The 24,361-nt window shown below is 68.0% G+C and carries 23 protein-coding genes; 6 read left to right on the plus strand and 17 right to left on the minus strand.

The genetic code is table 11. The features are described 5' to 3' along the window. Position 1: 1 nt before the first annotated feature. Positions 2–1,654, minus strand: a complete 1,653-nt coding sequence (locus tag BLR51_RS05290) for a thiamine pyrophosphate-binding protein (protein WP_089844727.1) — start codon at positions 1,652–1,654, stop codon at positions 2–4. A gap of 160 nt (positions 1,655–1,814) precedes the next feature. On the opposite strand from BLR51_RS05290, the gene BLR51_RS05295 reads away from it, so the two are divergent. Further along, complete coding sequence (locus BLR51_RS05295) at positions 1,815–2,285, plus strand: Lrp/AsnC family transcriptional regulator (protein ID WP_089844729.1); 471 nt, start codon at positions 1,815–1,817, stop codon at positions 2,283–2,285. A gap of 33 nt (positions 2,286–2,318) precedes the next feature. On the opposite strand, the gene pobA is transcribed toward BLR51_RS05295, so the two are convergent. Further along, on the minus strand, positions 2,319–3,488 hold the full coding sequence (pobA, locus tag BLR51_RS05300) for a 4-hydroxybenzoate 3-monooxygenase (protein ID WP_089844731.1): 1,170 nt from the start codon (positions 3,486–3,488) through the stop codon (positions 2,319–2,321). Between the two features lie 93 nt (positions 3,489–3,581). On the opposite strand from pobA, the gene BLR51_RS05305 reads away from it, so the two are divergent. Next, complete coding sequence (locus tag BLR51_RS05305; protein ID WP_089845160.1) at positions 3,582–4,430, plus strand: helix-turn-helix domain-containing protein; 849 nt, start codon at positions 3,582–3,584, stop codon at positions 4,428–4,430. A gap of 13 nt (positions 4,431–4,443) precedes the next feature. Here the strand turns inward: BLR51_RS05305 and BLR51_RS05310 are convergent, their stop codons facing one another. Next, positions 4,444–5,304 (minus strand): helix-turn-helix transcriptional regulator, encoded by an 861-nt coding sequence (locus BLR51_RS05310; RefSeq protein ID WP_089844733.1) that lies wholly within the window; start codon positions 5,302–5,304, stop codon positions 4,444–4,446. 108 nt (positions 5,305–5,412) lie between these two features. On the opposite strand from BLR51_RS05310, the gene BLR51_RS05315 reads away from it, so the two are divergent. Together BLR51_RS05315 and BLR51_RS05320 are read left to right on the plus strand one after the other, a co-directional pair. Beyond that, entirely contained in the window at positions 5,413–6,837 is a 1,425-nt protein-coding gene (locus tag BLR51_RS05315; protein ID WP_242656644.1) for an aldehyde dehydrogenase family protein, read from the plus strand. 35 nt (positions 6,838–6,872) lie between these two features. After that, positions 6,873–8,318, plus strand: coding sequence for an aldehyde dehydrogenase (locus tag BLR51_RS05320; protein ID WP_089844734.1), 1,446 nt, complete (start codon positions 6,873–6,875; stop codon positions 8,316–8,318). Between the two features lie 60 nt (positions 8,319–8,378). On the opposite strand, the gene BLR51_RS05325 is transcribed toward BLR51_RS05320, so the two are convergent. The 6 genes from BLR51_RS05325 to BLR51_RS05350 form a co-directional block, all read right to left on the minus strand. Beyond that, on the minus strand, positions 8,379–9,299 hold the full coding sequence (locus tag BLR51_RS05325) for a ketopantoate reductase family protein (protein ID WP_089844736.1): 921 nt from the start codon (positions 9,297–9,299) through the stop codon (positions 8,379–8,381). Continuing rightward, positions 9,296–10,489, minus strand: coding sequence for an alpha-hydroxy-acid oxidizing protein (locus BLR51_RS05330; RefSeq protein WP_207543555.1), 1,194 nt, complete (start codon positions 10,487–10,489; stop codon positions 9,296–9,298). The genes BLR51_RS05325 and BLR51_RS05330 overlap by 4 nt, the downstream gene beginning before the upstream one ends. Next, complete coding sequence (locus tag BLR51_RS05335; protein WP_089844738.1) at positions 10,477–11,832, minus strand: TRAP transporter large permease; 1,356 nt, start codon at positions 11,830–11,832, stop codon at positions 10,477–10,479. Before BLR51_RS05335 ends, BLR51_RS05330 begins: the two co-directional genes overlap by 13 nt. Continuing rightward, the gene (locus BLR51_RS05340; RefSeq protein ID WP_089844739.1) at positions 11,825–12,349 is read right to left on the minus strand and encodes a TRAP transporter small permease; all 525 of its coding nucleotides are present in this window, start codon (positions 12,347–12,349) and stop codon (positions 11,825–11,827) included. Before BLR51_RS05340 ends, BLR51_RS05335 begins: the two co-directional genes overlap by 8 nt. Next, complete coding sequence (locus BLR51_RS05345) at positions 12,349–13,389, minus strand: TRAP transporter substrate-binding protein (protein WP_089844741.1); 1,041 nt, start codon at positions 13,387–13,389, stop codon at positions 12,349–12,351. Before BLR51_RS05345 ends, BLR51_RS05340 begins: the two co-directional genes overlap by 1 nt. Positions 13,390–13,473: 84 nt before the next feature. Further along, positions 13,474–15,213, minus strand: a complete 1,740-nt coding sequence (locus BLR51_RS05350) for a thiamine pyrophosphate-requiring protein (protein WP_089844742.1) — start codon at positions 15,211–15,213, stop codon at positions 13,474–13,476. 178 nt (positions 15,214–15,391) lie between these two features. On the opposite strand from BLR51_RS05350, the gene BLR51_RS05355 reads away from it, so the two are divergent. Continuing rightward, positions 15,392–16,111, plus strand: coding sequence for an IclR family transcriptional regulator (locus BLR51_RS05355; protein WP_131821791.1), 720 nt, complete (start codon positions 15,392–15,394; stop codon positions 16,109–16,111). A gap of 39 nt (positions 16,112–16,150) precedes the next feature. Here the strand turns inward: BLR51_RS05355 and BLR51_RS05360 are convergent, their stop codons facing one another. Genes BLR51_RS05360 through BLR51_RS05395 form a run of 8 tightly spaced genes read right to left on the minus strand, consistent with a single transcriptional unit; the run spans position 16,151 to position 22,651 of the window. Continuing rightward, positions 16,151–16,936 carry a Pnap_2097 family protein gene (locus BLR51_RS05360; protein ID WP_165616733.1) on the minus strand — a complete coding sequence of 262 codons (786 nt, stop codon included), beginning with the start codon at positions 16,934–16,936 and terminating at the stop codon, positions 16,151–16,153. After that, positions 16,933–18,213, minus strand: a complete 1,281-nt coding sequence (locus BLR51_RS05365; RefSeq protein WP_089844748.1) for an MSMEG_0569 family flavin-dependent oxidoreductase — start codon at positions 18,211–18,213, stop codon at positions 16,933–16,935. Before BLR51_RS05365 ends, BLR51_RS05360 begins: the two co-directional genes overlap by 4 nt. Before the next feature lie 11 nt (positions 18,214–18,224). Beyond that, entirely contained in the window at positions 18,225–18,512 is a 288-nt protein-coding gene (locus BLR51_RS05370; RefSeq protein ID WP_089844750.1) for an MSMEG_0570 family nitrogen starvation response protein, read from the minus strand. Next, the gene (locus tag BLR51_RS05375) at positions 18,505–19,473 is read right to left on the minus strand and encodes a sll0787 family AIR synthase-like protein (protein WP_089844753.1); all 969 of its coding nucleotides are present in this window, start codon (positions 19,471–19,473) and stop codon (positions 18,505–18,507) included. Before BLR51_RS05375 ends, BLR51_RS05370 begins: the two co-directional genes overlap by 8 nt. Further along, a complete protein-coding gene (locus BLR51_RS05380) occupies positions 19,470–20,021 on the minus strand; it encodes an MSMEG_0567/Sll0786 family nitrogen starvation N-acetyltransferase (protein ID WP_089844755.1) in 552 nt (183 codons plus the stop codon). Before BLR51_RS05380 ends, BLR51_RS05375 begins: the two co-directional genes overlap by 4 nt. Further along, a complete protein-coding gene (locus tag BLR51_RS05385; RefSeq protein ID WP_089844757.1) occupies positions 20,018–21,136 on the minus strand; it encodes an MSMEG_0568 family radical SAM protein in 1,119 nt (372 codons plus the stop codon). The genes BLR51_RS05380 and BLR51_RS05385 overlap by 4 nt, the downstream gene beginning before the upstream one ends. Continuing rightward, entirely contained in the window at positions 21,129–22,109 is a 981-nt protein-coding gene (locus BLR51_RS05390; RefSeq protein ID WP_089844759.1) for a Nit6803 family nitrilase, read from the minus strand. Before BLR51_RS05390 ends, BLR51_RS05385 begins: the two co-directional genes overlap by 8 nt. Positions 22,110–22,168: 59 nt before the next feature. Further along, positions 22,169–22,651: an MSMEG_0572/Sll0783 family nitrogen starvation response protein gene (locus BLR51_RS05395; RefSeq protein ID WP_089844761.1), complete on the minus strand. Its 483-nt coding sequence runs from the start codon at positions 22,649–22,651 to the stop codon at positions 22,169–22,171. A gap of 268 nt (positions 22,652–22,919) precedes the next feature. Here BLR51_RS05395 and BLR51_RS05400 point away from each other — a divergent pair, with 268 nt between their 5' ends. Then, positions 22,920–24,287 carry an aminotransferase-like domain-containing protein gene (locus tag BLR51_RS05400; protein ID WP_089845166.1) on the plus strand — a complete coding sequence of 456 codons (1,368 nt, stop codon included), beginning with the start codon at positions 22,920–22,922 and terminating at the stop codon, positions 24,285–24,287. Positions 24,288–24,361 lie beyond the last annotated feature (74 nt).

The following is a 24,361-nucleotide window of genomic DNA, read 5'->3' on the forward strand; positions in this document are numbered from 1 at the left end:
CTTACATCCGCATCCGGGGCACGTCATGCGGATCAAGCCGCAGCTCGATCAGCAGCGGGCGGTCGCGCGTCTCGATCGCGGCGAGGGCTTTCTGCAGATCCGCCTCCGACCGGACCAGCACGCCGCGTCCCCCGAGCGAGGTGGCGACATCGGCAAAACAGGGCCAGTCGAATTCGGTCAGCGTCGGATCCATCTGCCGGTCAAGGAACTGGATATGCTCGGCGCCATAGGCGCTGTCATTGCACAGGATCACGATCAGATCCTGCTTCAGCCGCACGGCGGTGTTGAATTCGGTGAGGCCGCCCATCATGAACCCGCCATCGCCGGAAAACAGCACCACGGGGCGATCAGGGGCGGCAATCGCCGCGCCGATGGCTTCGGGCATGCCAAGGCCGATGGAGCCGAAATTGGCGGTGTTCACGAAGCTGCGCGGATCCGGGGCAGAGATGCGGCACCAGACCTCGGTCATGAAGCGGCCGCCATCGCTGACAAGGATGCGGTCCTGCGGCAGCGCCTGTTCCAGCCGCTCCAGCGCGGGGACGTATTTGATGCAGCCCTCGGCCACGGCGCCCTTGGGGGCGGGGGCATGGGCGCGCAGGGTCTGCGGGTCAAGCTCGGGCGTGAAGCCAGAGGCGGGGATCTCGGCCTCGTCCAACCAGTGCACAAAATTGTCGGCGGTCAGCCCGGCATCGGCCACCAGCGCCGCATCGGGATGCACGCTGCGCCCGATGGCGCGCGGATCGGTGTCGACCTGCACCAGCCGCTTGCCCTCCGTCAGCTTGCCGCGATCCGTGGTGAAATCGTGCAGCCCCGCGCCAAAGCACAGGATGCAGTCGGATTTGGCGATGACATCGTAGGCGGCGGGGGTGCTGAGCGTGCCGAAAATGTCCATGTCATAGGGATGACCCCGGAACAGGCCCTTGGCCTTGAGCGTGGTGGCCACCGGCGCCTCCAGCCGTTCGGCAAGGCGGAGGATCTGCGCCCGCGCCCCCGAAGCACCGCTGCCGGCAAGGATCACCGGGCGGCGGGCGCTTGCCACCATACCAAGCGCCTGATCCAGCGCGTCGCCTTCGGGCACATAGCTGCGCGTCTCGAACACGCTCAGCACGTGGCGGTCATACCGCGCCTCCTGCCACATGAAATCGGCGGGCATGTTGAGCACGACAGGCCGCCGTTCGACCTGCGCGCGATACATGGCGCGGGCCACGTCGCGGGCCACGGTGTCGGGGCTGCGCAGCTGTTCGAACCCGGCGCCGGTGGCGGCCACAACCTCGCGCTGGTTGATGCCCTGCAGGTGGCGCGGATTGGACACCGGCGTGTCGCCCGCCAGCAGCACCATGGGGATCTGCCCGCGCACGCCTTCGGTCAGGGCGGTGACGCAGTTGGTCAGCGCGGGGCCATGGGTGATGGTGGCGACCCCGACCCGCCCGGTCACATGGGCCCATGCCAGCGCCATCAGCACCGAACTGCCCTCATGTGCGGCGGGGATGAACCGGCCCCCGCAGGCGCGGGCGAAATGATCGGCGATGAACAGGTTGGCATCGCCCATCAGGCCGAACAGCCTGTCGATGCCATGATCGCGCACCGCCTGCGCGATGGCCTGATGGACATGGGTCTTGGCGGGGGCTTGGGCGGGCTGCGCGTCGTCATACATGGGCTGTCTCCTGAGCTGATGTCAGGATAGCGCGACCATGCCGCATCGTGTGTGCATGTTGCAGGGGGCGCTGCACCACAGATGCAGGCTGCGATGGATTATCCGGGACATTCTGCGTGAAACGTGCATTCTGGCGCGGAACACTGCAAGGGAGCCGCAGATGCCGCTGGACCGTTACGACCGGCAGATTCTCGACGCGCTGCAGCGCGACGGGGCGCTGACCAATGCGGATCTGTCGGCGCGGGTGAATCTCTCGGCCTCGCAATGCTCGCGCCGCCGCGCCGCGCTGGAGGCGGCAGGCTATATCGAAGGCTACCGCGCCCGGCTGAACGCCGTGAAGCTGGGTCTGGGGATCCGGGTGGTGGTGCGGGTGAACCTGCGCAGCCATGGCAAGGACGCGGACAGCCATTTCTCGCGCTGGATCGAGGCGCAGCCCGAGGTGCAGTCGGCCTTTTCCGTCTCGGGGGATGCGGATTACATCCTGCATGTGCGGGCACGCGACCTTGGCGGCTTTTCCGATTTCCTGCACGAACGGCTGCTGATCCAGCCCGAGGTGGCGCAGGTGCGGTCGGATTTTGTGCTGCGCACCTTCAAGGACAGCGACGCGCTGGATCTGGGGCATGCGGGGTAAAGCGGCGCGGCCCGCAGGCCGCGCGCCTTCGCATCAGTAGGGCAGGCCGATGTAATTCTCGGCAAGGTCTTTCTGCGCCGTTTCCGAGTCCGCCAGATGGGCCAGCGTGGCGCGGCGCATCTGCGCGGCAAAACTGTCCTCGCCCTCGAACTGGTGCAGCATGGTCGTCATCTGCCAGCTGAAGCGCATGGCCTTCCAGATCCGCTGCAGCGCGCGGGCCGAATAGCCGTCGATGCCCGCGGTGGAGCCGTGGGCCAGCGCCGCAATCAGCGCCTCGCTGGCGTAATGCACATCCGAAAACGCAAGGTTGAGCCCCTTTGCCCCGGTGGGCGGCACGATATGCGCGGCATCCCCCAGCAGCAGCAGCCGACCCCAGCGCAGCGGTTCCGACACGAAGCTGCGCAGGGGGGCGATGGATTTCTCGATCGACGGGCCGGTGACCAGCGCCGCCGCCGCCTGCGCCGGGATCCGCCGCTTGAATTCGGTCCAGAAGCGGTCGTCGGACCAGTCCTCGACCTTGTCGCTCAGCGGCACCTGCACGTAATAGCGCACCAGATTGGGGTTCCGCATCGAGGCCAGCGCGAAGCCATGTTCGGAATTGGCATAGATCAGCTCGTCATGGACCGGCGGGGTGCGGGACAGGATGCCAAGCCAGCCAAAGGGATAGACCCGCTCGAATTCCTGCCGCTTCGCCTCGGGGATGGTCTTGCGGCTGACGCCGTGGAAACCGTCGCAGCCCGCCACATAGGCGCAGGTCAGGGTCCGGCGCGCGCCATCCACGGTGAAGCTGACAGAGGCCTGCGCCGCATCCAGATCCTCGATCACCACATCCTCGACGCCATGAAGGACCGTCGTGCCCATGGCATCCTGTGCGGCATACAGATCCTCGGTCACTTCGGTCTGGCCATAGATCATGACCCGCCTGCCGGTCAGCGCCTTGAAATCGATATGCACCATGCGGTCGCCATCGGTCAGGTAGGTGCCGTCATGGGGGAGGCCCTGCACGTCCATCCGCGCGCCGATGCCCGCCTCGCGCAGCAGTTCGACCGAGCCCCATTCCAGCACGCCCGCCCGGATCCGCGACAGCACATGCGCCCGGCTCGACCGTTCCAGCACCACCGTGGCGATGCCCGCGCGGTTCAGAACCTGCGACAGCAGCAGCCCGGAGGGCCCGCCTCCGATAATGACGACCTGGGTATCCATGGGGGTCTCCTCCTTTGCCTTGGCGGCCGAAAATAGGGCCTCGGGCGCTGCGGACGAATGGACGGGCGCGGCAATTTCTGGCATTATTCAAACATGACTGCGTCACAGACCATTCCCGTCTTCACCCTGTTCGGGGAAACCAGCGCTTTCCCCGATGTGGTGCATTGCGAACGAATCTGGGACCGCGCGCCGCTGCATGACTGGGAAATCGCGCCGCACCGGCATCATGTGCTCGTGCAGGTGCTGCATATGCGGTCAGGGGCCGCGACGGTGCGGATCGACGGGCGGGAAAGTTCCTTGACGGACGGGGAGTTCCTGTTTGTCCCGGCTGGTATCGTTCATGCTTTCCGGTTCCGGCGCGGCTGCGAAGGTCTGGTGCTGTCCTTTCCGCTGAGCGTGGTGGCGGGGCTTGCGGCGGGCGCGCCCGAGGTGCAGCGCGCCCTGCGGGATCCCTTTGCCGGGCCAGCCCCGGATCTGGCGCTGGTCCTGATGGAGCGGCTGCGGGACAGCTTTGCCAGCGCTGGTTCTTTTCGGGCGGCGGAGCTTCTGGCGACCAGCCACCTGCTGCTGGTCACGCTGGCGGCGGCGCGCGCCGAAGAACCGCAGGAGGCAAACCCCGCCAGCCGCTATCTGCGCGAGTTCGACACGCAGATCCTCGATCATATGGCAGAGGGCTGGGGGGTCACGCAGCATGCCCGCGCCTTGGGCATCACCACCGGGCATCTGAACCGGATCTGCCGGGGCGCCACCGGGCAGACCGCGTCGCACCGGATCGAAAGTGCGGTGATGACCGAAGCGGCGCGGCTTCTGGCCTTTACCCGCCTGCCCGCCGCCGAAATCGGTTTCGAGCTGGGGTTTGACGACCCGTCCTATTTCTCGCGCCGGTTCCGGCATCTGCGCGGCGAAAGCCCTTCGGCCTATCGTCGGCGGGTGGCGGGCTGATCTGGCGCGGGCCTCAGGGCCAGTCCGCGAAGCCCTTGCGCAGCGCCTCCGCCTCGGCGGTGGCAGAGCGCTGCGCCACCGCGCGCCATGCCCCCGGTGACAGGCCGGTGCGCCGCTTGAAATAATGGCTGAACCGGCTGGCATCGGGAAAGCCAAGGTCGGAGGCGATCTTTTTCAGCGGTGCGCCGGAGCGGTCCAGCCGGTCGCAGGCTTCGGCGGTCAGGCGCTGGTTCACCAGATCCGCCGGGCTGCGCGCCAGTTCGGTGCGGCAGAGCCGGTGCAGCCGGTCATAGCTGACGCCAAGCGCCTGCGCATAATCGGCGACCTGCCAGTGCTCCAGATAATGCGTCTCGACCAGATGGCGGAAATGGCGCAGCAGATCGGTCTCCTTGCTGGGGGTGGCATCGCCGCCGGGAAGCCGCAGCCGCCGCGCCTCGATCAGGATCAGCCGCAGGATCGAGGCAAGCAGCATCGTCGACCGCGCCTCCTCGTGACGGGTTTCGGACAGGAACCAGTCCATCAGCACTTCGGCGCGGGCTGCGGTCTGTGGATCGGGCAGGGGGGCGATGAAGGGCGCATCGGTCAGAAGCCGCAGGTCAAGGGATTCAGACCGCGCGCCGATGGCATCCTGCCGGATCCCGTCGCCAAGCCCGATCACCACGGCGCGCGTCCCGGCACCCAGCGTCAGGTCGGAAGGCCCCGGATGCGGCCAGTAGCAATAGGCGGGGGCGGCCAGATGCGGCGCGCCGGTCTCGTCCAGCACCGTGCCTTCGGCCAGATAGACCAGCAGCGCGGATCCGTCGGCAATCCGGGGCCGGACGCGGCGGAGATGCAGCGCGGGCCGTTCCTCGCGCAGCTGCACATAATCGGACATCGGCCCTCCCTCCAGAAAACGACATGACTTTGCCAGTTTGGCGCATTTCGTGTCATCTCCCGCTCTTGTATCTGAAAGGTGGAGGCCGGGTCCATGCCCGGGGAGGATATGACACAGCAGTTTGCCGCAGACCGGCAGGCGCCAGCGCGTGCTGGCGCCCGGCCAGACATGCCCCCCTTTGGCGGGGAGGCGGGCGCGCGTCCGGCGCACAGCCTGACCGACTGCCTGCGCTTCGCCGCGCGTGCGGCGGCGGCCTTTGACAGCTGGAAACGCCGCCCCGTGGCCGAGCGCGCAGCACTGCTGCACGCGCTGGCCGACCGGCTGGAACAGCACGCCGAACCGCTGCGCCTGTGCATGGCCGAGGAAATCGGCACCCCCGCGCCATGGGCGCGCTTCAATGTCAGCTTTGCCGCCCGGCTGCTGCGCGACACCGCCGCCCTTGCCCCGCAGCTGGAGGCTGACGAGCCCCTTGCCGCCGCGTCGGGGCGTGTTGGCCTCGCCCGCCGCCTGCCCTCTGGCGTCAGCCTTGGCGTCGCGCCGTGGAATGCGCCGCTGATCCTTGGCATCCGCGCCATGGCGGCCCCGCTGCTCTGCGGCAATACCGTGCTGCTGAAAGGCTCGGAATTTGCGCCGCAGACCTTCCGGAAGCTGGGCGCGGTGCTGGCGGAGGCCGGACTGCCGCCGGATGTGGCCCGCGTGCTGGTGACCCGGCCCGAGGACAGCGAGGAGATCGTCAGCCAGCTGATTGCGGATCCGGTGGTCACGCGGGTGAATTTCACCGGCTCGACCCGTGTGGGCCGCCGCATCGCCGACATGTGCGCCCGGCATCTGAAACGCCCCCTGCTTGAACTGGGCGGGCAGGCCACGGCGGTGGTGCTGCCCGGGGCGGATCCGGATCTGGCCGCAGGCGCGCTGGCGCTTGGCGCATGGACCAATCAGGGGCAGGTCTGCATGTCGACCGAACGGGTCATCGTCGTGGGCGACATGGCCGAGGCGCTGATCCCGCGGCTGGAGGCTGCGCGGGCCGCGCTGCGGGTGGGCGACGCGCGCGACGAGACCACGCAGATCGGCCCCGTCATCAGCGAGGCCGCCGCCCACCGGCTGGCGGAGATGCTGGAGGATGCGGTGCGGCAGGGGGCGGTGATCGTGGGCGGCGGCGGCATCCAGAGCCGCCATGTGGCGCCCACGCTGATCGACCATGTGACGCCGGACATGCGGCTGGCGCGCGAGGAGGCCTTTGGCCCGGTGCTGTCGGTGCTGCGGGTGCAGAGCCCGCTGGAGGCGCTGACGGTGGCCAATGACAGCGATTACGGCCTTGCCGCCGCAGTTTTCGACCGCGATCCGGACCGGGCCGAGGCCTTTGCCGCCGATCTGCATTGCGGCATCTGCCATATCAACGGCCCCACGATCGACGATCACCCCGGCGCCCCTTTCGGCGGCACGAAGATGAGCGGCTTTGGCCGGTTCGGGGGCCGTTGGGCGCTGGACGAATTTACGGAAACACGCTGGATCACCCGCCCCGAACGCGGCTGATCCGGCAGATCACAGACTTCAGGAGGAAGGACATCATGACCATATCCATGCTTATCGGCGGCAAGGACACTGCCGCCACCGACGGGCGCACCTATGACCGCCGCGATCCGGTCACCGGCGAGGTGGCCACCGTCGCCCCCGCCGCCAGCGTCGCGGATGCGCAGGCTGCCGCCCGCGCCGCCGCCGCCGCCTTTCCGGCTTGGGCGGCCACCGCGCCTGCCAAGCGCCGCGCCCTGCTGCTGAAGGCGGCCGAAGAGATGGACGCGATGACCCCGGAGATCATCGCCACGGCCATCGCGGAAACCGGCGCCACCGGGCCGTGGATCGGGTTCAACTGCATGCTCGCCGCCAACATGCTGCGCGAGGCTGCCTCGATCACCACGATGATCACCGGCGAGGTGATCCCCGCCAACAAGCCCGGCACGCTGGCCATGGCGCAGCGCAAGCCGCTGGGGGTCTGCCTTGGCATTGCGCCTTGGAACGCGCCGGTGATCCTTGGCACCCGCGCGGTGGCAACGGCGGTCGCCTGCGGCAATACCGTGGTGCTGAAGGCGTCGGAACTGTGCCCCGCCACCCATCTGGCCATCGGCGAGGCGTTCCGCCGCGCGGGCTTCCCCGAAGGCGTGGTGAACGTGGTGACCAACGCGCCCGAAGATGCGGCGGAGGTGGTCGCGGCGCTGATCGAGGCGCCCGAGGTGCGGCACATCAACTTCACCGGCTCCACCGGCGTGGGCCGGATCATCGCGCAGAAGGCGGCGGCGGTGCTGAAGCCGGTGCTGCTGGAACTGGGCGGCAAGGCGCCGCTGGTCATTCTGGACGATGCCGATGTCGAGGCGGCGGTGAACGGCGCGGCCTTTGGCGCCTTCATGAACCAGGGCCAGATCTGCATGTCGACCGAGCGGATCATCGTGCATGAGGGCATCGCCGACCGCTTCATCGCGGCGCTTGCCGAAAAGACCAGCGCCCTGCCCGCAGGCAATCCGCGCGACAAGGTGGTGCTGGGCGCGCTGGTGACCCCGGAGGCCGCCGAGAAGATGGACCGCATCATCGCCGATGCCGTCGCCAAGGGCGGCAAGGTCATCGCGGGCGGCACCCGCGACGGCGCCGTGGTCGCGGCCACGCTGATCGATCACGTCACCCCGGACATGACCATTTATGCCGAGGAAAGCTTTGGCCCGGTCAAGCCGATCATCCGCGTCAAGGATGACGACGAGGCGGTGGCCGTGGCCAATGACACGCAATACGGGCTGTCTGCTGCGGTCTATGGCTCTGACATCACCCGCGCGCTGTCGGTGGCGGACCGGATCGAAAGCGGCATCTGCCACATCAACGGCCCCACCGTGTCCGACGAGGCGCAGATGCCCTTCGGCGGCGTGAAGGACTCGGGCTATGGCCGGTTCGGCGGCAAGGCGGGCATCGATGCCTTCACCTCGATCCGCTGGGTCACGATCGAGGATCCGCACCAGCATTTCCCGTTCTGAGGAGCGGGCGCAGACGCAACACGACAAGGCCGCCCCTCGGGGCGGCCTTTTTGGTCTCTCTCAGCGGCGGGCGGCCTCGGTATGGCGGACAAGCGCCAGCAGGGTGCGGCAGACCGGCACCTCGATCCCCAGCGCCTCGGCTTTCGCCACGATGCCGCCGGTTATGGTGTCGATCTCGGTCGCGCGCCCCGCCTCGATGTCCTGCAGCATCGACGGTTTGTGCGCGACATGATGGGCCAGCGCGTAAGACACGGTGTCGCGGATGCGGGCGGGATCCACGGCGATGCCTGCGGCATGGGCGGTGCGGCAGGCTTCCTCCACCATGGCGAAGGCCAGCGCGCGGGTGTCGGGCATCGCGCCGATCCGTCCGACCGGATCGCCGGTGACGGCGCAGAGCGCATTCAGCGCGGCGTTGAACGCGACCTTTTCCCAGATGGCGATGTCGATGCCCGGGTCGATGTCGAGCATCAGCCCCGCCGCGGCGAAGATCCGGTTCAGATCGCCGGTGTCGCAGGGCGCGCGGGGGGCAAGCCGGATGTGGCCCGCGCCCGCAGAGGAGACCTGCCCGGGCCCGTGCAGATCGGCGGGATAGGTGGTCACCCCGACAAACACCCGCTCGGGCGGGGCATGGGCCAGCAGTGCCGCATCGGTGCCAAGGCCGTTCTGCAGGCTGATGAGCCGGGTTGCGGGGCCGATGCAGGCGGCGATGCCGCGCAGGGCGGCAGCGCTGTGCATGGTCTTGGTGAAGACCAGCACGATGTCGAAGACCTGCCGCGCCTCCTGCGGCAGCACCGCCTTGGGCCACACGGTGCGGGTCTGTCCGTTGACGGTCAGCGACAGGCCCCGCGCCGCAACCGCCCCGACATGCGCGGCATCAAGGTCGATCAGCGTCACGTCCTGACCGGCCTCGGCCATGCTGCCGCCAAAGAACGACCCCATGGCCCCCGCGCCCAGAATGCCGATGGAAAGGGGCTGTGTCATGCGCGGATCCTCTGGGGCTGCGTCGAAAGTCCGTCCGGGCGGTCCGTGGCGGGGGGCGCTTCGGTCTGGATATGCTCGGGGCCCAGATCGCGGGCCTTGGGGCAGCCCAGAAGGGCCAGCGTCGTGTCGATCTCGGCGGCGATCATCGCGATGACCTCGCGCACCCCGGCCTCGCCCCGGGCGCCCAGCCCGTAAAGCGCGGCGCGCCCCAGCAGGCACATGCGCGCCCCGGCGGCGAGCGCCTTCACCACATCCTCGCCGCTGCGTATCCCGCTGTCGAGCAGCAGCGGCAGCGCGGTGCGGCCCTGAACGCTGCGCAGCGTGTCGAAGGGGGCCGCCACATCCTCCAGCTGGCGCGCGCCATGGTTCGACAGGATCACCGCGTCACAGCCCGCCGCTTCGGCGCGGGCCAGTTCGGGGGCAGAGGTGAGCCCCTTCAGCACCAGCCGGTGCGGCCAGAGCGCGCGCAGCTCCGCCAGCGCCGCCCAGTCAAAGCCCGCATCCATCTGCCGGTTCAGCAGCGCCGCCTGCGTCGAGGCATCCGCCGCCTCCGCCGAGGCGAAGCTGGCGAGCTGCGGCAGGCCGTGGCGCAGCTGCGCCATGGTCCATGCCGGATGCAGCGCGGCATCCAGCGCGATGCGCGGCGTCAGCCGGAACGGCACCTTGAAGCCGGAGCGCCGGTCGCGCAGGCGTCTGCCATTGACCGGCACGTCCACGGTCAGGATCAGCGTCGTGTAGCCCGCCGCCAGCGCGCGGCGCACAAAGAGCCGAGCCTGATCCCGGTGCAGCACGTAAAGCTGGAACCATTTTTCGCCATCCCCCGCCCGGGCCACCTCCTCGATGCTGGAGGTGGAGGCGGTGGAGAGGCAGAAGGGAATGCCCGCCTGTCCCGCCGCCCGCGCCAGCATCAGGTCGCCCTCCGGACGCAGCACCCCGGTCAGGCCCATGGGGGCAATCGCGAGGGGCAGGGGGTAGTCCCGCCCCCAGAGCGTGACGCCAGCCTCGCGGCGCGAGACGTCGGTCAGGCGGCGCGGCACGAAGAGCGTGCGGGCAAAGGCGGCGCGGTTGCGGTCCAGCCCGCGCTCCTCCCCCGCGGCGCCCTCCACATAATCCATGACCATGCGGGGCAGGTGGCGGGCGGCGCGGCGGCGATAGGCCGCCAGATCCGGGAGCGGGGTCAGGACAGCCACGCGGGCAGCCCCAGCGTCAGCACCGGGAACAGCAGCAGCAGCGCGACCCGCACCAGTTCCGCCCCGAAGAACGGCATCACGCCCTTGAAGGTCTCGATCATCGGGGTGTCGCGGTCCAGCGACGAGATGACGAAGACGTTCATGCCCACAGGCGGGGTGATCAGACCCAGTTCCACCACAATGAGCGCGAGAATGCCGAACCAGACCTTGAGATCCTCGGTGCTCATGCCGAAGCCCGCGCCCTCGGCGCCCTGATAGACGCCGCCATTGATCTCCTGCAGGACGGGCCAGAAGAAGGGGATCACCAGCAGGATCATCGACAGGCTGTCCATCAGGCAGCCCAGCAGGATCAGCGCGACCAGCAGGATCACCAGCACGGTCATCGGCGCCAGACCCGAGGTGGCGATCCAGGTCGCCGCTTCCTGCGGCAGGCCGGAGCGCGACATGAAGATCTTGAGCATCTCCGCCCCGAGCAGGATCAGATAGATCATGCCGCTGGTGGAGGCGGTTTCCAGCAGCGTCTCCCGCAGGTCGGAAAGCGAGATGCGGCGCTGCACAAGACCATAGGCCAGCACGAGGAAAACGCCGACCGCCGCCGCCGGGGTGGGGTTGAAAAGCCCCGCATAGATGCCGCCGATCACCAGCCCGAAGATCAGGAAGACGGGGATCACGCCGATGCTGGCCTCGACCAGTTCGCGGCGCTCGGGGGTCTTGCCGCGGGGGCCCGCCTCGGGGCGGATGGCGACATAGGCGGCGATGGTCAGCAGGAACATGATCACCGCCAGCAGGCCGGGGATCATCGCCGCCATGAACATCGTCACGATATTGGCCTCGACCGTGATCGCGTAGACGATCAGCACCACCGAGGGCGGAATGAGGATGCCCAGCACCCCGCCTGCGGCCAGCGTGCCGGTGGCCAGCGCGCCGGAGAACTTGTAGCGGCGCAGCTCCGGCAGGGCGACCTTGCCCATGGTCGAGGCGGTGGCGAGCGACGATCCGCAGACCGCGCCGAACCCGGCGCAGCCCGCGATGGCGGCCATGGCGGTGCCGCCGGGCAGCCAGCCCATCCACGCATTCGCCGCGCGGAACAGCGCCTGCGACAGCCCGATGCGCGAGGCGATGGCGCCCATCAGCACGAACATCGGCACGACCGACAGGTCGTAGATCGAGAACTGCCCGTAGGCCAGCGTCTTGAGCTGGCTCAGCACCAGCCCCGGACCGTTGAGCAGCAGCGTGCCGATGCCGCCCACAAGGATCATCGCATAGGCGACGGGCATGCGGATCATGATGAGCCCGACAAGCGCCCCCAGCCCCGCCAGCCCGTAGATCAAAGCGTCAGACATGGGCGCCGTCTCCCTGCGTCTTGCCGGAAAGGTTTTCAAGAACGGAGGCCAGCGCGGCCAGCGCCAGCAGCGCCAGCGAGATCAGCACCGGCACATAGGCATACCAGATCGGGATCTGCAGGATGGCCGTGGTGTAGTCGTAGGTCTTCTGGTCCAGCATGCCCAGATACATCCGCCAGATCAGCAGGCCCGCGAAGGCCAGCGCGACCAGACTGCCCAGCAGGGTCAGCAGGGCGATCAGGCCGGGCCGCATCCCGGCGGTGAAGATGTCAGCGGTCACGTTGGCGCCCATGGACTGGCAGTAGGGCAGAAAGGCGAAGGCCGCCACGGCGACGCCCATCTCCGTCAGTTCGAAATCTCCGGGGAAGGGGTGGCCGAAGATGCCCCCGATCACCGAAAACATGTTGATCGACACCACCGCAAACAGCACCAGCCCGCCGAACATGGCCCAGAGCGTGGTGATGCGGCGGACGGCACCGGGAAACCCGGTGCCGAACATGACCGATGGGGCGGCCATCAGCGCGTCGCGTGGTCTGCGATGCCCGCGCGGGCGGCCTCGACCAGTGCCTGACCGTCGATGCCCTTGCTGGAAACCTCCTCGATCCAGCGGTCGACGACCGGGGCCAGCACCTCGTCAAAGGCGGCGGTCTCTTCCTCGGTCAGCACGATATGCTCGTTGCCCGCCTCGACGGCGACCTTGATCCCGGCATCATCGACATCGCGCCAGATCTGGCCCACCTCGGCCAGCCATTCGCGCCCGGAGGCATCGCGGAACGCCTGCTGGATGTCCTCGGGCAGGCTGTCCCAGCGAGCTTTATTCATGGAGACCTGAAAGATGGTGCTGCCCCAGCGGGCCTCGTCATGGCCTTCGATCTGATACTGGGTCTGGTCCTGCACCTTCAGCGCCGGAATGATCTCCCACGGGATGAAAGCGCCGTCCACGACGCCCTTCTGCAGGGCGGGCGGCAGTTCGGGCGCGGGCATCGCGGCGGGGGAGGCGCCAAGCGCCTCGATCGTCCATGCGCCGGTGCGGGTGGGGATGCGGATTTTCTTGCCGGCCAGATCGGCGGGGCTGCGGACCAGCGTGTCGCGCATGTGGATGCCCTGTCCGGCATGGGCATGCAGGAACATCACTTCGACGCCCTGAAACTCCTCGGCGAGCATGTCGTCAAAGACATCGTCGATGGCAAGGTTGACCGCTGCGGGGTCATTCTTGAAGATCGTCGGCAGTTCGAACACCTCGGTCCGGGGGAACAGGCCCGGCGTGTAGCCATTGGTGGTCCAGACCAGATCAACCACCCCGTCGCGCACCTGCGAGATCAGTTCCGGCGGGCGGCCCCCCAGCGTCATCGACGGGAAGATCTCGATGTTCACGCGGCCATCGGTTGCGGCTTCGATCCGCTCGGCCCAAGGCTCCAGCATGGCGGTCTGCGCCGGGGCGGTGGCGCTCAGGAAATGATGCAGCTTGAAATCGAACTCGGCGGCGCTGACCGCAGCGGTGGAGCCCAGCAGTGCCGCAACCGCAGCCGCAACGGCGTGGGGTGTCTTGGTGGTCATGATCGTTCCTCCCTGGAATGATGGGCCGGCATCTGCCGGTCCCGGCGTCCCGGCCCCGCCTCCTCTGGCAGGGCCCGAAATCCTTCAGCGTTCTATCGCAATGTTCAGCAGCACCTGCCGCCGCTCTTCGGTGGCCACCCGGATCGCGCGGTCCAGCGCTGCGGGCAGGTCGGCGCCTTGGGTGACGCTTTCGGTATAGGCGCGGCTGGCCTCGGCGGTGCGGGTGAAATCGGGCGAGGGTTTGAGCGAGGTCAGCGGCACCTCGTTCGCCTTGGCGGCGAGCCCGTCGGCATAAAGCCCCGACACCGACTGGCGCACGGCGCCCCATTCCTCGTTGTTGAGCACCAGCACGATCACCGGCAGATCCAGCGCTTCGGCGACCTGATGGCAGACGGTGGGATTGGCGAACATGTAGCTGCCATCGCCCATGGTGGCAAAGACCAGCCGTTCCGGTGCCGCCATCTGCGCGCCAAGCGCCGCAGGAAAGCCCCAGCCCAGCCCACCGGAATGCGGCTCCTGAAAATAGGACAGGTGATCTTCCAGCCCCAGCGGCAGCAGCGGGCAGCCGAGTTCATGATACACGGCCGACAGCTGGCCGGTCGCGGCTTTGCGGGCGCGGATCGCCTCGCCAAGGCAGAGGCTGACCCAGTCCTTGGTCATCGGGCCCCGGTTGCCCGCCTCCGCCCGGCTGCGGATCGCGGCGCGGCTGGCGGTGGTCAGGGCGGTGATCTTCTGGCGGCGCGCCGCGATCTCCTCCGCCTGCCTGTCTGGCCCGGCCATCGCGCCGATCAGCGCCAGAATGGTCGGGCCGGTCTCGCCGGGCAGCACCAGATCTGCACGGAAATTGCGCACCGGCGTGCGCGAAAACAGCGGATCCGGCCCCAGCTGGATCACCTTGCAATCCGGGCGCAGCGACACGCGGTCGGGCCACCACGGCGCAAGGCTGTTGATCACCAGCACCACGTCTGCCTCTTCCAGCAGTGCGTCGTGATCCCAGCCGACCTGCATCGGGTGATCCAGCGGCAGGCTCAGCTGGTTGGCCCAGTATTGCGACACGGGCAGGGCCCAGTCGGTGACAAAGCCGGACAGCGCGTCAAAGGCCGCCTGCGTGCCGGTGCCGCGCTGGCTGATGATGAGCGGGGATTTTGCGCCCGCCAGAAGCTCTGCCGCCTGCGCCAGCACCTCGGGCGGCGGGGCGGTGATCACCGGCGCCATGGAGGAGGGCGCATCGAGCCCTTCCGGCGGGGTGGGTTCGCACAGCACCTCGCGGGGCAGGCTCAGATAGACCGGGCCTTTCGGCGTGGAATTGGCGATGGCCCATGCCCTGTCAAAAAGGCCGGAGACCTGTTCGGGGAAGCGCAGTTCGTAATCCCATTTGCTGGCCTCGCGCACCAGCGCGGTCTGGTCGAACATCTCCTGCCCCCAGCCGATGGGCACGGTTCGGGCGCCAAAGCGGTCCTGTTCGGTGACCGGGGTTCGCCCCGACATCAGCAGCATCGGGATATGGTCGCAGGAGGCGTTGATCGCCCCGGTTGCGCCGTTGGACAGCCCGACATTGGTGTGCAGCATCACCGACTGCGGACGCCCGGACATCTGGTAATAGCCATGCGCCATGCTGACGGCGGCCATCTCGTGCGGAACGGTGACGGGGGTGGGCAGATCCACGGCCTGATGCCCGGCGGCAATCAGCCCTTCGATGATCGGCGGAAAATCGGTGCCGGAATTGACGAAGACATGGTCGATGCCAAGCGCCTTGAGCTTGCCGAACATCGCACCGCCCGCGCTCAGCGCCTGCGGCGGGTGGACAGGTGCATCCTTTGCCATGTGCTGGCTCCTTCCCTCGACCGTCCGGAGGTCGTTTGCGCCATCTTCGCGCAGATTCTTTACAAATCTCAATATATGAGATAGTCTTCTCATTAAATGTAATTTACCGCCTTGGCTTGTGTCAAGCGGCAGCTATGCTGGGCGACCAAAAGGACTTGCCCGCAACGGAGGCCCCTGCGTGTCGACCCCCCTCAACGCTTCAGTGCTGAAAGCCTTTTCGATCCTGAGGCTGATCTCGCCGCAGCAGCCAGAGATCACGACGGCCATTGTGGCGGAGGCGCTCGGCACCAACACGGCCACGGCGCACCGTTTCCTGATGACCCTCGTCGCGGCGGGGGCGCTGAGCAGCTACCGGCGGGGTTACTATTCGCTGGGTCCGCTGATCGACGATCTGGGCTTTGCCGCGCAGGCCTGCGCGCCTTCGGTCTCGCGCATCCGGCCGCTGATCCAGAGCCTTGCGCAGGAGGTGAACGAATCCGTCATGGTGTGCCGTCTGGGCATGTCCGGCCCGACCTGCATCGCCGTGGCGAAATCGAACCGCCCGATCTCGGTCGACATCACGGTGGGCACAGTGCTGGCCATCGACCGCACCGCCCATGGCAAGCTCTGGCTGTCGACCATGACCGAGGCGATGCGCAACGACCGCTGCGGCGGCGACTGCGATGTCAGTGCGACGCTGCTTGACCAGATCCGGGGGCAGGGGTTTTCCACCAACAATGGCGAGGCGAATGACGGCATCGGCGCCATCGCCGTGCCGGTGCGCGACGCCGAGGGCGCCATGCCCCTGACCCTGAGCATTTTCGGCATGGAACACCGCTTTGACGAGGCAATGCTGGCCCATGCCCTGCCCATGCTGCTGGACACGGCGGAGCGGATTTCACAGACGCTGGCGCAGTGACGTGCCGGGCGGTTGCACCCCTGTCGCGGTAAGTGCGGCTCAGCAGGTGGTTTCGACCAAGGCCAGCAGGCGCGGGCCAGAGGTGATCTGCAGGCCGGTCGCGCCGGCCCTGACCGTCACATGCTCGCCTTGGTCAAGATTGCCCAGATAGACCACCTCGCGGCGCGTGAGCGGCGCAGGGCAGGGCCGGGCCGCTTCGGCGAGCCTTGAGAAGGTCGGGAAATACAGCAGCCCCACCGCGTTGAAATCCAGCGCCGGAACCGGCGTCTGCACCAGCAGGTCGGGCCCGGTGGCGGGCGTGTCGCGGCTCTGGCGGGCCAGCGTGCGGGCGCGGGCGTGCTGCCGGTCCAGCCCGGGGGTGGCGGCGGCCAGATCGTCAAGCCCGGGCAGGCTGCTGCGCAGCAGCCTGCGGTTCGATCCGCTGCCGTCATGGCGCAGAAAGCAGCTGATCATCCGCAGCGTTCCCAGCCAGCCCTCCGCACCGTAAAAATGATGCTCCGATCCAATGCGGTTCGCCGCCACCGCATGCAGGGTCGAGGTGATCTCGATCCCTGTGCCAAGCAGCGGGCGTGAGGGGCGGGCCAGCGTCAGCTCGGTGGCGCAGAAGGCGGCATAGACCGGATGCCCCTCCGCGTCGCGAAAGGCGATCCCGGACTGGCCAAGCGCGTCCGCGATCAGCGTCCAGTGCCGGTCGCCCGCGTCGCGCAGCAGCCACTGTTCCGACAGCCCGAAAGGCGACAGCATCGCCATGCCCAGCGACAGGCTCTCGCGCCGTTCGACCCGGCGCGGGCCGCCGACGCTGCGCAGCGCGGTGCGGGCCCTCATCCGGCCACCCGCCGTGCGGGCATGGCCAGCTGTGCCGCGATCTGTCCGGCAAGATGGCGGCTGTCTTCCTCGATGCCCAGAAACCGCCCCGAGCCCCATGTATGCAGCCAGCCCAGCCCGATAAAATGCAGCCCCCGATGCGCGGTCACGCCCCGGTCAAACACCGGCTTGCCGCGCGCTTCGAAGACATCGGCCTTGATCCACCCATAATCGGGGCGAAACCCGATGGCCCAGAGCACCGACGTGATCCCCGCCTCGGCAAGGTCAAGCTCGGTCCGCTCCTCCTCCGGGGCCCAGACCTTTTCAAAAGGCGGCTCTGCGGGCGCGTCGATGCCTTCGCGCGCGATGTAGGCGTCGATCTGGGCGCGGATGCCAAGATAGGAGCGGTCGGCATCGTCGAGGTTCTTGGCCAGATCCGGCAGGAAGCGCGCCTTGGGGCCGTCCATATCCGCCAGCGATCCATAAAGCTGCACGCCGTGTTCGACATGGAAGCGGCGCAGGTCGATTTCCTTGCCGCCGTCGCGGCCCGACATGTAGTGGTTGGTCTGGGTCACGGCCTTGACCGGATCGGGATGGCGGGCGATGGTGATGGCGTAATGCCCGGCCTCCTGCAGCCAGTCGGTGGCGTCGCGTCCGCGATACCTGCGCGGGCTGCGTGGCGCGGGGCCTACGGCCAGATGCACGTCGCGACCCGCCCGCAGAAAATCCTCCATCAGCTGCACGCCCGACTGTCCGGTGCCGACGATCAGCACGCCGCCTTCGGGGAACTGGCCGACATTGCGGTACTCGACCGAATGCATCTGGAAAATCCCGGGCGAAAGGCGCTGCGCATAGGCGGGCTCGATCGGCGTGTCATAGCCGCCGGTGGCGATCACCACCTGATCGCAGGTCCACTGTCCGATCGAGGTGTCCACCACAAAGCCGCCGCTGTCCTGCGGCACCACCCGCGTGACCTCGACCCCTTCGCGCAGGTCGGGCTGCGTGCGGTCGGCGAAAGCGTCCAGATAGGCGGTGATCTGGTCCTTCAGCATGAAGCCGTCAGGATCGGTGCCGCCATAGTCGCGGTCATAGTGGAAATCGGGCAGGCGGCATTGCCAGTTCGGCGTGACAAGGCAGAAGCTGTCCCAGCGGTTGTGGCGCCACGAATGGAATTTCTCGTGGCGCTCGAACACGATGCTGTCGATGCCCTTCTGCTTCAGGCACCACGCGGTGGACAGGCCCGCCTGCCCGCCGCCGACGATCACGACGGGACTGTGCGGCTTCGGCTTGTCTGTCATGGGGGATGTCCTCATTGCGAGATGGTCAGGCAGGTGACGCGGGCGCCGTCCTGATCCAGAAACGGGGCGATCCGCGTCTCGATCCGGTCAAGCTGGTCGAGCGCGGAGCTGCAGGCGAAGCCGTATTTGCGCTGCACCCGGTCAGAGGCGCGTTCCATCGCGCTGCGGGCGCGCTGCAGGAAGTCCGGCGCGGGGTAGCTCTGGCCGGGGGCAAAGATCTCGGCCACGACGCTGGAGGGCGAATAAAGCTGCTCCTCTGCGCCGTCCGGCCAGCGGACGGTCCAGAATGTTTCAGGCATGACAGGCTCCAAGATCCAGATAGGGGGTGGCGGCATGGTCCCAGAACAGCGCCTGCGCCGCGCCGACGCAGAGCGTGACCGCGCTGCCGGAGGTGACGCGCCCGATGGCGCTGGCGTCGATGCCCCGGGCGCAGAAGCGCGCGCAGACGGCATTGGCCTGATCCGGTGCCACCGCCAGCAGGAAGCCGAAGCTGGGAAAGCTGCGCAGCCAGCGCTCCCGGTCGATGCGGGGCGGCAGCGTCAGGTTGGTGAGGTCAAGGTCGATCCCCACGGCAGAGCATTCCGCCAGCATCAGCGCCGTGCCGACGATGCCGCCCTGACTGATGTCCTTGCCCGCGCGCACCAGACCCTCCTCCGCCAGCGCGGGCAGCAGGTCCAGATCGCGGCGCAGCCGGTCGGGCGGGGCGTCCAGTGCCGCGCAGAAATTGTCGAAGTTGCGGTAGCTGCCGCGCTGGTCGATGGCGGCGATCAGCAGATCGCCGGGCCGCGCCTCAAAGCTGGAGATCAGGCATCGCGCCCTGCCGAAGACCGAAGCGGCAAGGCCAAGCGCGGGGGCAGCAAGGTTGGTGTGCCCCCCCACCAGCGGCACGCCATACGCGGCGGAGGCATCGCGCATCCCGGCCAGCAGCGGGGCGGCGGCTGCCGCATCCGGCGCCCAGATCTGGTTGACCATGGCCACGGCGCGGCCCCCCATGGCGGCGATGTCCGACAGGTTGACCATCACCGCGCACCAGCCCGCGAACCACGGGTCATCGGCGATGAAGGCGGGGATGAAACCTTCGCCCGCCAGCAGGTCATAGCCGCCGTCGCGGGGCAGGGCTGCGGCATCGTCCCCGGACTGGCCGGGGCTGGCGGCAGTCAGCCCAAGCGCCCGCGTGCTGCGCGCGATGCCCAGCTTGGACCGGATCGAGGGATGGTCGCGCAGGCGTTGCGCCAGCGTCATCAGCGCGCTGTCGGTCATGGCCGGGGCTCGCGCGGGCGGGCGCGGTGATACCAGCCGGTGACCGGATCGGCGCAGGGCGGATAATGGCTCAGATCCGCCTCCATCTTCATGTGTGGCGTGCCGTGGATCATCACCTCGTGCTGCGGGCGCCACCGGAGGCGGCGGAACAGCGGCACGTTCTGCATCTGAACATGCGCCAGAAACCTGTCGCAGCCGCGCGCGGTGGCGGTGCAGACCGCAAGCCGGATCAGTTCGGCCCCCAGCCGGCCCACTGCGCGGAACTCGCGGTCGACGGCCAGCCGTGATCCCCACCACAGGCGTGGGGAGTCCTGATGGATACGCACGGTGCCCACCACCTGATCGGGTTCATGGGCGCAGGTGGACAGCGCCACCAGATGCGTGGCGACCGGATCGATGGCGTCGCGGTCCTGCAGCGGAAAGATGCCCTGTTCCTGCACGAACACCCGGTGGCGCAGGCTGGCCGCGCCCTCTGCCTCGAACCGGGAGGAGACGGCGCGGATGTAATAGCCCGGACAGTGGAACTGCCGCTGGTCAAGCTCCATCATGCGCGGATCTCCTGCGGCAGCTTCAGCATCTCGTAGCTGGACAGGGCCGAACAGGCGCCGCATTTGCCGCAGCCCGCCTTCATGTCGGCCGACCGGATGCCCGCCTCTGCGATCATCTGGCCCAGCGGGCGCAGGATCGAGGCCATGAAACCGGCCGAAGGCGCGGGATGGCTTTCCAGCGGCGTGCCGGAGATCGGCACGAAGGGCACCACAAACGGATAGACCCCCATGGCGCACAGCTTCTCGCCCATCTCGAGGATCGCCTCGCGCGTGTCGCCAAGGCCTGCAAGGATATAGGTGGACACCTGCCCGCGCCCGAAGACCTTCACCGCCGCCTCGAAGCTGGAAAAGTATTTCTCCAGCGGGACGCTGGCCTTGCCGGGCATGATGCGCTGGCGCACCTCGGGGGTGACGGCTTCAAGATGCATGCCCAGCGTGTCGATCCCGGCGTCAAACATGCGCTGATGCCACGCGTCATCTTCGGGCGGCTCGCACTGGCCCTGCAGCGGCAGGTTGACCGCCGCCTTGATGGCCACGGCGCTGTCGCACAGAACCTTGGCGCCGCGATCCTTGCCCGCCGGGGTGCCGGTGGTCAGCACCATATGGGTCACGCCGTCCAGCTCCACCGCCGCCTTGGCGACCTCGGCCAGCTGCGCGGGGGTCTTGTGGGCGATGGTCCGCCCGGCGGCAAGGCTCTGGCCGATGGCGCAGAACTGGCAGGTTTTCTTGCGGCTTTCGTAGCGGATGCAGGTCTGCAGCACGGTGGTCGCCAGCACGTCGCGGGAATGCAGCGCGGCGATATGGCTGTAGGGGATGCCGTCAGCGGTGCTGAGCTGGTAGAATTTCGCGCGGGTGGGAAAGCGCACCATCGCCACCTCGGCGCCGTCGCGGGTGACGCGGGCCGCGCCGGTATCGTCCGGGGCCTCCACCAGATAGGGGCTGTCGAAGCTGGGGGCGGTGTGCACGGGGATCATCACGGTGCGCGCGCCGATGGTGATGGCCTTGTGATCCGAAGGACCGGCGCCGCCCCGGCGGCTGTCCTGCCCGGCGCGCGGATCGACCAGCCGCATGCCATGGGTCTGCAATTCGTTGATAAGCTGGGCGGGATCAAGCATCGGGGCAACCCTCCTCGGGATCTGGGTCTGGCCCGGCCATGGCGGCGGGCTCGTGCCGCGTCGGGGCCGGGCGGGTGTCATGGCGCAGCGACAGCAGTTCGGGCCGGGCGTAATGGCCGACGCTGTCCATCATGCGCTTGCGCTTGGCGATCAGCCGCATGTCGAGATCGGCGATGACGATGCCCTCGCCCTCTGTCAGCGGCTCGGCCAGATGGCGGCCTTCGGGCGAGATGATGCAGGTCATGCAGCCGCTGCGCATCGCCTGCTGCAGCTTGGGATCGGGGTGGAGTTCGGCGATCTGCGCTTCGGTCAGCCAGCCGGTGGCATTGACTACGAAACAGCCCGATTCCAGCGCGTGGTGGCGCATGGTGACCTCGATCTGGTCGCGGAAGATGTCGCCGACAAGGCTGCCGGGATACTGGCCCGCGTGGATTTCCTCGTGCTGGGTCATCAGCGCGTAGCGGGCGAGCGGGTTGTAATGTTCCCAGCAGGCCAGCGCCCCGACCCGGCCCACGCGGGTCTCCACCACCTTCAGCCCGGCGCCATCGCCCTGCCCCCAGACCATGCGTTCGTGATAGGTGGGGGTGATCTTGCGCCGCTTCAGCGCCAGCGTGCCATCCGCGTCAAAGATCAGCTGCGCGTTGTAAAGCGAGCCGTGATCGCGTTCGTTCACCCCCAGCACCACCACCACGCCGCGTCTGCGCGCCGCTTCGGCCACCGCCCGCGTTTCGGCAGAGGGCACGACCACCGCCTCGCGCATCAGATCAAGATGCGGCGCGCCCTGCTGCACCGGGGGCAGCACGAAGCTGAAATAGGGGTAATAGGGCACGAAGGTTTCGGGAAAGACGATGAATTCCGCGCCCTTGTCGGCGGCCTCGGCAATGGCGTTGAGCACGCGCGTCATCGTGCCGGCCCGCCCGGACAGGTCCGGGGCGATCTGGACGGCGGCGGCGCGGATGGTATCGGTTCGCATGGGCTGGCCTGTGACGGAAGGGAAGGCGGACCGGGGGCGGGCTGCCCCCGGAGACAAGGTCATACGGTCCAGGTGTCGAGGATCACCGCATTGGCCTTCTTGTGCAGCAGGATGCAGTCCAGCACGTCCTGCGGCGCGATCGGGGTGATGCCGGGCAGCAGCGATCCTTCGCCATGGCCGTAAAGCGCCTGCAGCGCGAAGCGGCAGGCATAGACCTTGCCGCCTTCGCCCATGAATTTCTTGAGGTTCACGGCAAAGTTCTGATGACCGGGGAAGGCCTCGTCGCCCAGTGTCGGGAAGCCGCGCTGCAGGCCCAGCGTGACGCCGGGGCCGTAAAGCAGGATCGAGGTCTCGTAGCCTTTGCGGTTCAGCCGGATGGCGTTGAGAATGTTCACAAGCCCGATCGAGCCTTCGAACGCCACGGTGTGGAAGGTGACGAGCGCCTTTTCGCCCGCATCCGCCTTCACGTCCTCGAACACTTTTTCCTCGTAATCGACGAAAAAGTCTCCGTCCTTGTGTGGTTCTTTGGTAACCTTTGGCATCTCGCCCTCCTTGTCGCTGCGTGAAGACAGGATGCTGGGCGGTGAGTGATGCAATCAATCATCAGTGCAATCTCCATACAATATAGGCTGCAATAAGATCAGGATCAGCTGGATCTTTGGTCGATTCCCAGGCTCTCTGCTGAAGCGAGAAGCGTTTTTCGTCTGGCGTGGCGCCACCCATCGGGAAGTATTTGCGGCCGTGCATACAATGCCCATTCAATTGCAAGAATCATTCGGGTAAGAGGTGCCGCAACAGGAGATGATGCTGATGATTGACTGGGCGCCCGACACCATCGACACGGGAAAACCGCGCTATCTGGCGATTGCCGATGCCATCGCCCGCGATGTCCAGAGCGGCAGGCTGGGGGGCGGGGACCGGCTGCCGCCGCAGCGCCGGCTGGCGGCGCGGCTTGGCATCGACTTCACCACCGTGTCGCGTGCCTATGCCGAGGCGCAGGCGCGCGGGCTGATCGCCAGCCATGTCGGGCGCGGCACCTTCGTGGCCGACCGCGCGCCCGCCCCCGCCGAAGACCCCGAACGCAGGCGGGCCGGGGATCTGTCGATGAACATGCCGCCGGAACCCAGCGACCCCGATCTTGTGGCGCGGATGAAGGGCGGGCTCGACTATGTGTCGGCCAATCTGGTGGATCTGCTGCGCTATCAGGCACCCATCGGCACCGACCGCGACCGCACCGCCGCCTCCAGCTGGCTGAGCATGCGCGGCATGGTGCCCTCGATGGAGCGGATCGCGGTGACGCCGGGGGCACATGCGACGATGGCGGCGATCCTGTCGATCATCACAAGGCCCGGCGACACGGTGCTGTGCGAACGGGTCACCTATCCCGGCATCCGCAACATCGCGGCGCGCTTCGGGGTGACCCTGATCGGGCTCGACATGGATGGCGAAGGTGTCACGCCCGAAGCGCTGAGCGAAGCCATTGCCCGCCACCGGCCCAAGGCGCTTTACCTCAACCCGACGCTGCAGAACCCGACCACGCTGACCATTCCGGTCGACCGGCGGCTGGCGCTGGCCGAGGTGCTGCGTGCCGAGGGGCTGACCCTGATCGAGGATGACGCCTATGGCTTCATTCCCGCCAAGGCGCCCGCCCCCATCGCGCTGTCGGCGCCGGATCTGACATGGCATATCGGCGGGCTGGCGAAATGTATCGGCGCGGGGCTGCGGCTGGCCTTTACCATCGCGCCCTCGCCGCGCTGCGCCTACCGGCTGGCGCAGGCGATCCGGGCGCTGTCGGTGATGCCCTCGCCGCTGTCCATGGCGCTGACCACGCAATGGATCGAGGATGGCACCGCCGACGGCATCCGCCGGTTCATCCGCGCCGAGACCGCCGCCCGTCAGGCCATCGCGCGCGAAGCGCTGGAGGGGGTGGAGTTCGCGGCAGCCGAGAACGCCTTCAACATCTGGCTGACGCTGCCAAAGGGCGCGGGCCGCGCCGATATCGTGGCGCGCATGGCCGGGCGGCAGCTTGGCATCATGCCGTCAGACGCCTTTACCGTGGCGGGAGAACCGGGAGAGAAGCTGCGCGTCTGCCTTGGCGGCGCGGTCAGCCGCGATGCCCTGCGGGAGAACCTTTTCTTCCTTGGCAACACGCTGGCGCCCAATGCCTTCATGGGCTGACAGGCGTCTGCGGCGCGTCTGCCACGGGGCGGGCTGCCGCCCCGCGGGTTTCGTGTCTGCGGGCTGGTGCCGCG

This window comes from Salipiger marinus (genome assembly GCF_900100085.1).
GTDB lineage: Bacteria > Pseudomonadota > Alphaproteobacteria > Rhodobacterales > Rhodobacteraceae > Salipiger > Salipiger marinus.